This window comes from Chryseobacterium lactis, assembly GCF_003815875.1.
In the GTDB taxonomy this organism is placed as follows: domain Bacteria; phylum Bacteroidota; class Bacteroidia; order Flavobacteriales; family Weeksellaceae; genus Chryseobacterium; species Chryseobacterium lactis.
Genome location: NZ_CP033924.1, coordinates 102,223 through 115,097 on the forward strand (window position 1 = coordinate 102,223; position 12,875 = coordinate 115,097).

15 protein-coding genes are annotated in these 12,875 nt (G+C 36.2%); 3 read left to right on the forward strand and 12 right to left on the reverse strand.

Translation table 11 applies throughout. The features are described 5' to 3' along the window. Window positions 1-37: 37 nt before the first annotated feature. The 4 genes from EG342_RS00500 to panD form a co-directional block, all read right to left on the reverse strand. The gene (locus tag EG342_RS00500; protein WP_103293962.1) at window positions 38-715 is read right to left on the reverse strand and encodes a TerD family protein; all 678 of its coding nucleotides are present in this window, start codon (window positions 713-715) and stop codon (window positions 38-40) included. A 27-nt stretch (window positions 716-742) separates the two neighbouring features. Continuing rightward, window positions 743-1,318 carry a TerD family protein gene (locus EG342_RS00505; protein ID WP_103293961.1) on the reverse strand — a complete coding sequence of 192 codons (576 nt, stop codon included), beginning with the start codon at window positions 1,316-1,318 and terminating at the stop codon, window positions 743-745. Window positions 1,319-1,490: 172 nt separating this feature from the next. Next, window positions 1,491-2,510, reverse strand: a complete 1,020-nt coding sequence (locus EG342_RS00510) for a lysylphosphatidylglycerol synthase transmembrane domain-containing protein (protein WP_103293960.1) — start codon at window positions 2,508-2,510, stop codon at window positions 1,491-1,493. Window positions 2,511-2,513: 3 nt separating this feature from the next. After that, the gene (panD, locus tag EG342_RS00515) at window positions 2,514-2,864 is read right to left on the reverse strand and encodes an aspartate 1-decarboxylase (RefSeq protein WP_029294648.1); all 351 of its coding nucleotides are present in this window, start codon (window positions 2,862-2,864) and stop codon (window positions 2,514-2,516) included. 399 nt (window positions 2,865-3,263) lie between these two features. Between panD and EG342_RS00520 the strand changes: the two genes are divergently transcribed. Continuing rightward, window positions 3,264-3,554 (forward strand): HU family DNA-binding protein, encoded by a 291-nt coding sequence (locus EG342_RS00520; RefSeq protein ID WP_062702846.1) that lies wholly within the window; start codon window positions 3,264-3,266, stop codon window positions 3,552-3,554. 156 nt (window positions 3,555-3,710) lie between these two features. Here the strand turns inward: EG342_RS00520 and pdxH are convergent, their stop codons facing one another. Further along, a complete protein-coding gene (gene pdxH / locus EG342_RS00525) occupies window positions 3,711-4,352 on the reverse strand; it encodes a pyridoxamine 5'-phosphate oxidase (protein WP_103293959.1) in 642 nt (213 codons plus the stop codon). Between the two features lie 24 nt (window positions 4,353-4,376). Between pdxH and EG342_RS00530 the strand changes: the two genes are divergently transcribed. Continuing rightward, window positions 4,377-4,928 (forward strand): YqgE/AlgH family protein, encoded by a 552-nt coding sequence (locus EG342_RS00530; RefSeq protein ID WP_103293958.1) that lies wholly within the window; start codon window positions 4,377-4,379, stop codon window positions 4,926-4,928. A gap of 104 nt (window positions 4,929-5,032) precedes the next feature. Continuing rightward, window positions 5,033-5,614 carry an N-acetylmuramoyl-L-alanine amidase family protein gene (locus tag EG342_RS00535; RefSeq protein ID WP_103293957.1) on the forward strand — a complete coding sequence of 194 codons (582 nt, stop codon included), beginning with the start codon at window positions 5,033-5,035 and terminating at the stop codon, window positions 5,612-5,614. A gap of 78 nt (window positions 5,615-5,692) precedes the next feature. Here EG342_RS00535 and EG342_RS00540 read toward each other — a convergent pair whose 3' ends face one another. The 7 genes from EG342_RS00540 to EG342_RS00570 all read right to left on the reverse strand — a co-directional run bounded on the left by EG342_RS00540 (window position 5,693) and on the right by EG342_RS00570 (window position 12,872). Further along, the gene (locus EG342_RS00540; RefSeq protein WP_103293956.1) at window positions 5,693-6,508 is read right to left on the reverse strand and encodes an aminotransferase class IV; all 816 of its coding nucleotides are present in this window, start codon (window positions 6,506-6,508) and stop codon (window positions 5,693-5,695) included. 78 nt (window positions 6,509-6,586) lie between these two features. Then, complete coding sequence (locus EG342_RS00545) at window positions 6,587-6,973, reverse strand: START-like domain-containing protein (protein ID WP_034696870.1); 387 nt, start codon at window positions 6,971-6,973, stop codon at window positions 6,587-6,589. A 190-nt stretch (window positions 6,974-7,163) separates the two neighbouring features. Next, complete coding sequence (locus tag EG342_RS00550) at window positions 7,164-8,339, reverse strand: aspartate aminotransferase family protein (protein ID WP_103294027.1); 1,176 nt, start codon at window positions 8,337-8,339, stop codon at window positions 7,164-7,166. A 127-nt stretch (window positions 8,340-8,466) separates the two neighbouring features. Further along, window positions 8,467-9,243 (reverse strand): hypothetical protein, encoded by a 777-nt coding sequence (locus EG342_RS00555; protein WP_103293955.1) that lies wholly within the window; start codon window positions 9,241-9,243, stop codon window positions 8,467-8,469. A gap of 1 nt (window position 9,244) precedes the next feature. Then, a complete protein-coding gene (locus EG342_RS00560; RefSeq protein ID WP_103293954.1) occupies window positions 9,245-10,072 on the reverse strand; it encodes a hypothetical protein in 828 nt (275 codons plus the stop codon). A gap of 4 nt (window positions 10,073-10,076) precedes the next feature. Further along, window positions 10,077-10,976 carry a hypothetical protein gene (locus EG342_RS00565; protein ID WP_123868008.1) on the reverse strand — a complete coding sequence of 300 codons (900 nt, stop codon included), beginning with the start codon at window positions 10,974-10,976 and terminating at the stop codon, window positions 10,077-10,079. Between the two features lie 153 nt (window positions 10,977-11,129). Beyond that, on the reverse strand, window positions 11,130-12,872 hold the full coding sequence (locus EG342_RS00570; RefSeq protein WP_103293952.1) for an OstA-like protein: 1,743 nt from the start codon (window positions 12,870-12,872) through the stop codon (window positions 11,130-11,132). Window positions 12,873-12,875: the final 3 nt, after the last annotated feature.

The following is a 12,875-nucleotide window of genomic DNA, read 5'->3' on the forward strand; positions in this document are numbered from 1 at the left end:
CAAGCCGGCTTTAGATATGTTGAATAAAATGTAAAACTTAGTTTGAATAGGAATACTGCTGTCTCAGAATATCAATGAAGTTATCTGTATGATGAGGTTCTCCTACTGCACGGAATTTCCAGTCTCCATTGTGACGGTATGCTTCAGCAAAAACCATCGCACACATTCCGTTCATACTTGAATCTCCGGAAAGACTGTATTTTGTAATTTCTTTTCCTGTGGCATCCACTGCACGGACAAAAGCATTTTCAATCAATCCGAAATGCTGATTATTGGTCCTTCCCTGATAAATTGTAACAAGAAATACAATTTTCTGATAGCTTTGATCCAATTGATCCAGCTTGACAATGATCTGCTCATCATCTCCATCTCCCGCACCGGTTCTGTTGTCTCCCGTCAGCCACACATTTCCACTAGGATGCTGCATAGAATTGAAAAAAACAACATCTCCCTGGTACAACCCCATTTGCCTTCCATCATTTGTCTGAACCGTCTTTCCAAGATTGGCTACCTTACCGTTTCCATCCAGAAGAAAGGCTATTGCATCGAGATCATATTCAGCTTCTTTATTGAATAGTTTCCCCAAGAAACCTCCTCCCTGCTTTTTCACGTCCCATCCTAAGCCGATTGTTACTTTTGAAAGGTCATAAACACTCTCTCCGCGGTCATTTTTTCTTAAATCTATCGTTTGACCTTTCTGTAAATTAATTGCCATAGTTATCGTTTTGTGTATTTGCTTGTTTTATTTGATGATCTGCCCTTTATAATATTTCTCAAGGAAGAATCCTAAGTCTGCCCTGTATCCTATTCCTGAAGCTTCAAATTTCCAGCTTCCGTTTCTTTTATACAGTCTTCCGAATTCAACACCGGTTTCAATAGAGAAATCCTCATCCAGTTCATATTTTGCAATTTCCTGGTTTGAATGATTATCAACGACCCTGATGTATGAATTCCTCACCTGTCCGAAATTCTGTTTTCTCCTTTCAAAATCTTCGATGGTTACCACAAAAAGTATTTCCTCCACCCTTGAATCTACTTTATCAAGATCGATCACAATAGCTTCATCATCATCCCCATCACTGTTTTTTCCACTGGGATCATCACCGGTATGGGTAAGTGCCCCATCCGGAGAATGCAGGTTATTATAAAAAACAAAATATTCTTCGCTTACTAATTTTCTGTCAGAATCGATCATAATTGCAGATGCATCGAGATCGAAGTCGTAGCCTGTCCCTTCATTAGGATCCCAACCAAGTCCTATCGTCATTTTTGTCAATCCGATCTCGATCTTTTGTCCTTTCTGTAGATTAATTGCCATAGTGTTTTATATTATGATTTATTTTTTCCATTAAGATAAATTTGATTTATGAATTGACCAAATTTATTTCAAAAAAATATCCTCCCACTATACCTTTATGTAGTATTAGGGCATAAAAAAGTCCAATTTTTCAATTGGACTTTATATAATATAGGTTAGAATCTATTTTTTATCAATCGTTGTGCGAAACAGAAGCGTTTCTGGCCTTCGTCAACATGGGAATAGAAATAAGTCCCATTACCAGCATAATAACGATCTGAAGTGGTAAGGAAATAAACGAATACGTAAGCCCCATCTCTCCTCCAAGCTCAGCACTTTTACCCATCGAAATAAACAATGCCATAAACCCAAACTTCATAGCCAGGTTATAAGCCCCGATTCCGCCACTGGCAGGAATAATCATTCCCAGTGTCCCTACTACAATAATAAAAAAACCGTCTGCCGGGCTGAAACCCGATGTTTCAGGAAGTGCAAAACATACCAGATACGCAGCCAGATAATAGCAAATCCATATCCCCAGGGTATATATAATGAATTTTCCTTTTTCTTTTAATTTGAAAATAGTAGTTAACCCTTGAAAAATTCCATCAATAAAACTAACAACTTTGCCTAGAAAAGGAAGGTTTGAAAGTCTCTTTTTAAATACAAAAAACAGAATAGTACCCCCGATCAATATCAACAGAGCCAATAAAATTTTATTTGGATTTACCTGAACTCCAGAGTTTTTGTAAAAGGACAAAATTGCATCATATTTAAATAATAAAGTCAATCCCAAAAATCCCATCATACAAATCAGATCTACCACTCTTTCCAGAATGATCGTTCCAAAAGATTTATCTACAGGAACTTTTTCTACTCCATATAACGCTGTTGCCCTGGCCAATTCGCCACTTCGCGGAATGGTAAGATTCATTAGATACCCGAAAGAAATCGACCAAAGTGAGTTTGAATTTGAAATTCTGTGCCCCATCGGTTCAAGCATCAGGTTCCAGCGGATTGCTCTGAACCAGTAAGCAAGCAGACCAAATACGGAAGCAAATAATACCCAGAGATAGTTTGCCTTTGCCAATGACTGTTGAATCACTTTAAAATCAAGCCCCTTTAAGGCAAGCCATAAAAAAAAGCCTGCAAAAGCAAGCGATATTACTATTGTGAGTATTGATTTTAAAGGACTTTTTGATGTTTTCTCCATGAATTACGTAAGAAGGTTTGTTTTTTCATCCGGGAAAACTATTTTCGGCTGGAAGTCTTTGGCTTCTTCAGGTGTCATCTGCGCATAGGCAATAATGATAATAATATCATCTCTCTGAACTTTTCTTGCGGCAGGGCCATTAAGGCATACTTCTCCAGATTTTCTTTTCCCTTTGATAACATATGTATCAAAACGTTCTCCGTTGTTTACATTCACGATATAGACTCTTTCTCCCACTACCAATCCGGCAGCTTCTATAAGATCTTCATCAATCGTTATACTTCCTATATAATTAAGGTCAGAGGCAGTTACTCTCACCCTGTGAATCTTAGACTTAAAAACTTCTATTAACATACTGCAAATTTATTAATAAAAATTAATAAAACAGACCTTCTTTATTATTTTAAAACTCCCACTAACACAGGTATTTAATTTTAGAAAATACAAAAAAAACAAACTTTGATTATAAAATTAATAAGCATATGATCAAAAACATTAATAGTTTACACACAATTTAGGATTTAATAAATACAGGAAATAATATTACCTTTTTGCTAAAGTCAATACACATAAGCATTTGGCATGATTTTAGTAACGCGTAACGTAGATTTTTCGTGAAAAACCGAATTATCATATTTTAACTGTTTTCACTGAAAAGTAAAAAAATTGTATAAGTTTTAATAAAAAAATTGCACAATTAGAAAATAGTATTATATTTGCTATAATTACGAACTAACTTTAATATTAAAAATTATGAACAAGTCTGAATTAATCGACGCAATCGCAAAAGATGCAGGTATCACTAAAGTTGCAGCAAAAGCTGCTTTAGAATCTTTCATTTCTAACGTAACTACTACTTTAAAGAAAAAAGACGGAAAAGTTTCTTTAGTAGGTTTCGGTACTTTCTCAGTAGCTGAGAGAGCAGCTAGACAAGGGATCAACCCTGCAACTAAAAAACCGATCAAAATCGCTGCTAAAAAAGTTGCTAAATTCAAAGCCGGAGCTGATTTATCAAACGCAGTATCTGGTGCTAAGAAAAAATAATCATTCAGATTACGAAAATTCAAGGGCTGTTTCTTAGAAATAGCCTTTTTTTTGTCTATATAAGTACGCTAAAGCCCAAAAATAAAATAAGCGAACCAAAGTCCGCTTATTTTGATATTGAGATATAAATCTCGTCAATTTTTAATTTTCAACTCTCTAGGGTGCCAATCGTGAGATCTTCCAATCCAGATCTTCGAGTTGATAAATAATCCTGTCATGAAGGCGATTTGGCCTTCCCTGCCAGAATTCAATTTCATAAGGTTTCGCAAGATAACCACCCCAATTTTCAGGTCGTGGTATTTCGCTGTTCTCATATTCCTTTTCCAGATCTTTTAATTTCTTTTCCAAAAATTCTCTGTCAGGAATCACCTGGCTCTGCGGAGACACCACAGCTCCCAACTGACTTCCTTTCGGTCTTGAATGGAAATAACCATCACTAAGATTTTCAGCTATTTTCTCGAGATCGGCTTTAATAATAATTTGTCTTTCAAGATTCGGCCAGAAAAAGTGAAGACATGCTTTATGATTATGTTCTATCGCCTTTCCTTTTCTGCTATTGTAATTGGTATAAAAAATAAATCCTTCATGGGTATATGCCTTAAGCAATACCATTCTTGTTCTCGGGCAACCATCTTCCTCAACAGTAGAAACGGCCATAGCATTAGCTTCTGAGATCATTGGGCTCTCACTTGCCTCCAAAAACCAGTCTCTAAACTGTTCAATTGGATTTTGTTTTATCTCACTTTCAATAAGTTGGGATTTCTCGTACACTTTTCTTTTGTCGTGCAGGTTTTCCATAAATATTTTTTATTAAATTTGAGTATGAATCACTCATACAAAGGTAAAATATTAATCTCGACCCCTGACATTTCCGGCGATCTTTTTTCAAGATCGGTAGTGTTGGTTATAGAACATAATGAAAGTGGCGCATTTGGTTTGATATTAAATAAAAAGAACAGCCAGATGAGTACTAAATTCAATGATTTCTTTGATTTTCAAATTGAAGTATACGATGGTGGTCCCGTAGAAAATGACAAAGTCTTTTTCATCGTAAAGAGCAGTGAAAAAGTTACTGAAATCTACACTGAAATCACTGATGAATATTATCTTACAGAAGATATTGAGCGCATCATCAATGCTGTTTTGGCTAAGGAACTTGATATCCATAATGTGAAAATATTTTCCGGCTATTCGGGATGGTCGCCAAATCAGCTCGATACTGAGGTTCAAAGAAAAATGTGGACGGTAGTAGATGTCTATAACCTGGATTACACTTTACCCAATGATCAGACTCTTTGGAAATCAATCATGCAAAATCTGGGTGGCGAATTCTTACTGTGGGCCAATTCACCTGAGGATATTTCACTAAACTAACAATTCAATTGATAATCCATTAAAAATAATTAACAAAATTTATGATTATGTTAACCAATTTTTAAAGAAGTTTTCACGTTATTTGAAAAATCAAAATCATTGAAATGAAAGGTATTAATCTACTTGCTATATCCATCTTTTCTACTGCATTTTTATCATTTACACCACTGAACAAAAAGTATATTGTCATTGATGCCGGGCATGGCGGAAATGATATGGGATCTGTATATGGTAATTTTTCCGAAAAGGATATTTCATTGAATATCGCTAAAGAAATTCAGCGAATTAATGAAAGTCAAGGCAAGTATGAGGTAATTTTAACCAGGGATTCTGATAGTTCCCCTACCCTTTTTGAAAGAACAGATCAAATCAACAAGCTAAACCCTGAAATGGTGATTTCACTCCATGTGAATAGCTCTCCTAAGGCAGAAACGCCTCAACAGGGATTCGAAGTATTTGTTCAGAATTCGGAAGCCTCAAAAGAGCTTGCTGACAAAATCTCAAAAAAATTCAAAGCCCGTACCATTGAAGGACGCAACCTTCATATACTAAGAGAAACCAAAGCATCTGCTGTATTGGTAGAACTTGGTTTTATCAATAGCGCTGCAGACAGGAATTACATGACCAGTGAAAAAGGGCAACAAGAAATCGCACAGAAATTCGTTGAAGTCATCAACGAGAACTAAATAAAAAACAATTTCTGATGTATTCAGAATAAAACCCGGTAAAGGACTATATAGTGTTGTTTACCGGGTTTGTCAATTTTATGAATTAAAACTTTCTCTCCAACTTTTCACCAGTTCCGAAAAACGGGAAGTTTCAAAAGTCTTATTTCTAATTTTACCTACAGAAAATATACCTTTCTCCTCAGAAATCATCAGAATCTCTTCTGCTTTCTGAGATTCAAATGCAATAATTTCATGTTCCTGAATATCAGCCAGGTTATTTTTATGTAAAAAAGTAACAAAATTTTCCATGAAAGGAGAAATGTAAGCCCCTTCGGTCTGCTTGGGAACCTTAATCACATTCCCTTCTAAAAAGAGAAGATTTCCGGAAGTAGTACGGGCAATTCTTTTATTAGGATTTAAAAGAATAACATCGTCCAAATCGTTTTCCTGAGCATAAATTCCGCCATAAATATTTTCAGGGCAGTGCACTCTTATATTGCTCAACAAATTATTGTTGACATTGATTTCTTTAATCAGATCCAGTTCCTGTGGTCTTTGGTGAACATCCAGGACGTCATTCATTTCCTGAACTTCATAAAAATAGGAAATTGAAGATTTTGACAACGTCACCCCATCATTATTTCTAAATACCTGGAAATTGATAATTCCATTTTGTATTCCGGCACCCTCTATAATTTCTTTTTGAAAAAGGGATTGAAAAAACTCCAGGGTATAAGTCAAAGGAATATTCATTCTCATCTTTCTCATGGAAGCCATCAGGAAGAAATAACATTCTTCATCCATGATCAATTTACCGTTTCTCACAAAGAAAGAAACCTTCACGGCATCGCCTAAAAGAAAGGCTCTGTTCTCTACATGTAATGCGTCTGATGTAAAATATTGATTTTCCAATTTTTGATGTGATTTATTTACAAAAAAATAATGAACGATAAATCGTTCATCAGTTTTATCATTTAATACAGCTTGACATTATGCTGCACCTAATTTTATTCTAAGGTTTTCAATAAGATTTTCCCAATACATTGCGTTTTCTTCTTCGTCACCTTCTTCACAGAAATCTGTGATATTAAGTGCCAAATCTTCTGTAATATCATCAATTGTGATAGTCATTTCAAAGAAATTCTTAGTTCCTTCGTCTTCTTCCCATCTAAAACGCACGAAACCTTCTGGCTTATATCTGATCAAAGTGGCCTTTTCAGCAGGTCCTCCGCCCCAACTAAAAAAGAAGTCATCGCCTTTCTCTGTTACCTCATCCGCAAACCATTCAGACAATCCTTCTGCAGTTGCCAGATATTCGTATAAAATCTCTGATAAACAGTGCATTGGAAATTCGTAATGGACTTTATGTTTCGCCATATAATCTTTGTTTTTATCGTCCCGCAATATATAAATTAATTTTTTTATTACACAAAAAAGGGATTACTTTTTTAAAGAATCTTCATGATATTTGTCACTGATTTTAAATCTGTATTATGTTAAATAAGAACAATATAAACTACGATGTAAGGCATAAAAAAATCTCTCCTTTTCCGGAGAGACTTTATATTTAGTTTTCGTTAAGAATATCGAGAATAATCTGACAACCTTCTTTGATTTCTTCCAGCGACAATGTCAGTGGTGGAGAAATCCTCAGGTATTCGTTTCTATAGAGCTGCCAGAAAACAATAAGTCCTTTTTCCATACATTTTTTAGCAACCTCTAATGTATATTCCGGTGTTCCTAAATTGACTGCAAGCATTAATCCTTTTCCATTAATATTTTTAATCTTAGGATGAACAAGAAGTTCTCTGAACAGTTTTTCTTTTTCTGCCACTTCATCCATCAAACCGCTATCCAGAACTTCTTTCAATGTTGCATAACTGGCGGCAGCAATTAATGGATTTCCTCCAAACGTCGTAATATGTCCCAATTTAGGAGAGTGGGATAATGTTTCCATCATTTCTCTGGAACTCATAAAAGCTCCTACAGGAACTCCTCCTCCCATCCCTTTTCCCATGACAAGAATATCAGGAACGATTCCAAAATGCTCGAAAGAAAAAAGTTTTCCGGTTCTTCCGAATCCGGGCTGAATTTCATCCAGAATTAAAAGGGCTCCAACTTCTTCACATCTTTTCTTCAGTTTGATCAGATAATCACTATCCGGGACTAAAAAACCTGCTGCTCCCTGAATAGTCTCCAGGATGACACAGGCTGTTTTTTCCGTGATTTTATCAAAGTCATTTTCATTGTTGAATTCAATAAAGGAAACCATGGGTAAAAGGGGACGAAATTCTCTTTTATGAGCTTCATGTCCTGAAACGCTTAAAGCGCCATGGGTATTTCCGTGATAAGAATCTTTGAAAGAAACAATTTCCTCTCTTCCGGTATATCTTTTGGCAAGCTTTAAACTTCCGTCAATCGCTTCTGCCCCACTGTTTACCAAATAAGTAACTTCTAAAGGATCCGGAGTGGCTTCTGCAAGTAATTTACATAATGCTATCGGTTTCTCCTGTGCATATTCGCCGTACACCATGACATGAAGGTATTTATCCGCCTGCTCTTTGATGGCATCTACCACTTTAGGATGCGAATGTCCTAAGGTATTGGCAGAAACTCCGGCTACAAAATCCAGATATTTTCTTCCATCTGTACCGTAAATATAACTTCCTACGGCTTTTTCAACTTCAAAACCTGCTGCAAACTTTGTTGTCTGAGCCTGATATATAAAAAAATCTTTTTGCATTTCCATGACCACGAAAAATTTCAGCAAAGCTATAAAAGATTACCCAAATGCCGAAATTATTGGTTAGAATAAAAAGTCAATCTTACAAAATAAAAATGATTTTAAAATCATACTAATTCAAGCAACTCTATAATATTTTCTCAACCGTTACGTAGCTATCTGTTGTAACATTATACGATCTTGTACCTCCTGTCTCGGAAATAGCCTCCAAAGTAATATACTGACCTTGTTGGGCATATACAGAAAAATCAAGGTTGATTTTACGATTGGTTCCATCAAAATTGACAGTATCTTCGAGGAGCTGAAATCTTTCGTTATCATTAACATACAGACCGGCACCTAGTCTATCACTGAATGAGCCTGCAGAACCTGTAAAATTTAAGTTCAGATTAATCCTGTACAATCCGGTTTGCCGGATATATAGTCTGTTTAGATTAGCTCCTGTCGTAGGTACGTTGGTTTTTAATTTTAATGGATCTGCAAGAAAGTTTGCTTTATTGATTAACGAATTGATTGACAGCATAACGTCACCTGACGTCGTAGATACAGAATTCAGCTGGAATCTCGATATGTTATCAGATTCAATCTCGAAGGCTTTTGTCCATATCAGACCATCAAAAACCATAACCTGACCAATACTTTTAACAAATAAAAGCATTCCTCTTAATTCCTCTATTCTTGTTGCCGGTGCATTGGCTCCTGTATAAGGCAGATTCACTTCTGCATCTACCGCAGGAAGCCCGAAACCTTTCACTCCCGAAGTTTCATTTGTATTGGTGATATACATCATCACCTGATCATTTCCGTTTGCGTTGGAATCCGGGTTCGGAATATTGGTGAAATTGACCTGTGCGATGTAAGTGTTTATGATCAACAAAAACAATCCAAATATATTTTTTTTCATTTTAATAGGCTTTAATTAGACGTACTGCAATATAGGAACTGATTGAATCGGAGTCTGTACCATAAGCTGATAATGAGCCACCGGAGCCACCAATTGTTCTGATGGTAGGTATTACTCTTAATTCAGCACCAGCCGGCAAGGAAATCGTCTGAGCAAAACTGCATGTCTTGTTTCTGCCGGTATCCACAATAATTACAATGGAATAGTTTGATTTGGTAGCAATTGTTTCCCAGTCTCCATCGGATGTATATCTTACCTGGAGTGTCAGCTTAAATTCCGTAACACCTACCTGAAGTCCTATAGATCCGCCCGTAAATCCTAAAGCAGCGCCTATGTCATAGATTCCATTTTGTTTGATAGTTACTGAACCGGAGTTTTTTAACCCAAGATTATCTACCAGAACTTCACTTTTATTATCCGGTGCAAGATATTCTGCTGAGCCGGCTGAAAAACATACTCCCAATCCAAAGGCAATACAAGGAATTGTGATTCCTGAAGAGATGCCCAGTCTTGATCCTTTAGAATGGAATATTCCCTGGATTTGTCTTGCCGGATTCCAGGCATAACCATCATATTTGTAATATTGATCATCACTTTTATTATAAATAAGACCACCAACAAGATTAGGGTAATTATTAAAAAGATCCGTTAAAGAGGCATTATATTTTGGAAAAGATGTAAAATTATTTGCATAAGGAAATAGTACTCCCTTGGTTCCATCCTGAATTTTTACAATATTTTTAGCACTATAGATATTTCCTCCAATTCCAATCTGCGCTTGTGACAAAAATTGAAAAAATAATGTTGTTATAAGTAGTATTTTTTTCATCTTATTACATATTTATTTTTTCTACAATAATTTCTGACACAGAATTCCCTGTGGTATTCATCGCAAAATACATATTGTAACCCAGGCAACCTCCTACGGACATGGTCTGATTACCGAAAAAACGCAGCCTCACTCTATCTCCCTGATTGAAAACACCAACATAAGTGAATGCCAATGAATGTCCGACATCTACAGAGCCTAGCGGTATGGAGCCTAACGACAGCAGTCCTCCCGTGGAATTGCTTACGGTGTTATTAATGGGTTTCCATGAAGCTCCGTTATCGGAACTTATTTCTAAATTCAATCTGGAATAAAGATTGGTTGTTGCACCTACACAGGTAGCTTCCCCGATATCAAGCGCTCCACTTTTAAAAGAAAGCTTGTATAATCCCCTTGTTTTAAAGCTAATGATATTGCTTGTGGGACTTATCAGACTTACATCATTTGAAATCTCATTGATACTGGGAGTATTGGAAGTAAAAGGCACATTAACTGCTGCGCAATCCCTGTCGGATCCACCTATGCAAGGCGATAAAATAGTGCATGGCTGGCAAGTCGTGGTAACGGTTCCGTTTCTAATAAAACGGGCTATTTTATTATTCTTCACTGTGGTAACAATCGGATCTGATATTTTCCAGCTCGTCCCATCATTCTGAACAATACTTCCGGTTTCTCTGTTAAAAATAACCGAACCCTGAGTTCCATCTCCGGAGGTTCCGGATAACGAGACCGGCAATACTGTTGCCGAGCTTGCTATTGGCAGTCTCACTGCGTAGTTGTCTTGCTTTACATGAAGTTGTGTTCTGGGATCAGATTGAAAAGTCAAATTTTTAGATATCCCTACCTGACTATTCACTTTCATAGTAGTGAGAATAAAAATACTAATGGCAAATTTTAATTTCATTTTTATTTTTTTATGAACTTGGTTTGCTAAAAGTATTATTAATTGCTATCACAGAATTTAATATATCTTAAAAAAATATAAAACAATATTGTCGAAAAAGAGCTCGTCTATTTTAAGGTTTAAAACAAAAAAAGAAGCAAATTGCTTCTTTTCTTATTTTCTGGTTCGCTTCGGCTTTTTCGCTTCTTCTTTAGCTTTTTCATCATCTATAGCTTTCTGCGCTTTATCAAATAGTTCACTATCCGACGTATATTTTGTTTCTTCGTACTCAGGGCTGTCTACAAGGATATCCTGCCATTTCTTGATCCTGTCTCTGGTATTCCAGTTGAAATCCGGAAACTTCCTTCTGCCAGGTTCAATCTTACTCATCGGATAAGTATCTGAAGTTGCTCCGATGCTGCATGAAATAATCTGTAAAGCTCTTTCTTCGAAAAGTGCACCAATAATTCCACAGGCAGAAAGGGTAATTCCTATTCTCTCCGGTTTTTTGGTCTCCTGATCGGTATCGTCAACATATACAATTGACTGGGCATTTCCAACAACTCTGGCTTCTTTGATATCATTCTTCTCATAGTAAACGGTCATAAATTTACCTTTTACCTGGTTGAATTCATCTTTCAGATTTAAAGAATCAACCTTACTGATGGCAAAAGCATTTCCGATCACCCGTAAGGAATCTATATTTTCATTTTTTGTATTAAAGTACGCTTCAATTTTATCACCGGTCACCTGTTTCTCTCCACTCCAAAGAATCGGTTTTGTATACATATGCATGATCCCATCGGTTTCGTTAAAAGCAATAGAATCGGCTCTTCCCTGAGCGTTGGATTTGTAAACCCTTGCTTTTTTATAGGCTCTTAAGAAGCTTTTTTTAATTTTAATATCGAGAGAATCCGGTCTTTGGTAAGAGATAATTTTTTCTGCGGCAAAGTAGACTGAATCTTTTTCCATTGCTTTTACTGCATATGGATTTTTAGTCATCATCGCTGAGTCTTTCTTTTCAAAAATCTCTCCGTACCCTCCTTTTATATATCTTCTCTCCTTCGGATCATCTAATGTTACATTTCCTGTCGCTTTACCAAATCCCGTAATTTGATTAAAGTACATATCATCACCGGTAAGGATTTTATCGTTATAAAATATCTTGGAATTCTTGTTAAGGAAAGCTTCCTTACTCCCCATTTTATAAGTTCCTCTTTCGGTATATACCCTGTTTTTAGGGTTTGCTCTGTTGGTAATCGTAGTAGGTCCGAAAAATTCGGCTGTATTGGTATTCTGATTCTGTTTGATATTAACCCCTTCAATAATATATTGGGCGTTATCTATTTTTACATTCCCTACAAAGTCGATCATTTTAGTGTTCAGAAAATAGGTGGCTGACTTTGTGTACATCACATTTCCCTGACTGTCTGCAATCGTTCCTCCTGTGTTAAAATAGGCCTGATTGGCAAGTCTGTCATAATACAGAATATCTGTTTTTATGGTTTGCTTCGGATCTGTAAGGACAACATTTTTTCGGGCAACCCCTTTTTGGGTATTTCCGTCATATTCCATTTCTCCGGCAGTAATTACCGAACCATCAGCATTCTGAAGCTTTGTATTGCCCATTGCTTTTACAAAGTTCTCTTCACTATATAATACAACTTCATCTGCTGTCAGAATAGATCCCTGATGTTCTATCTGAACATTTCCCGTAAAGTATTGGTTTCCCTCATATTTTGCAGGGTCTTTTATAATTTTATCCGCGTGGATGATTTTTACTTTGTCTTCCGGTTTTACCTGCTTTGGTTGTGCCGTTGAAGGAGTCTGTAAATAAGGATCTCTCTTCACGGGAGTTTTATCCTGCGCAAAACTGAGCGTGGAAATAAAAAGTAACAGAAAAAGGATTATTCTCATTAA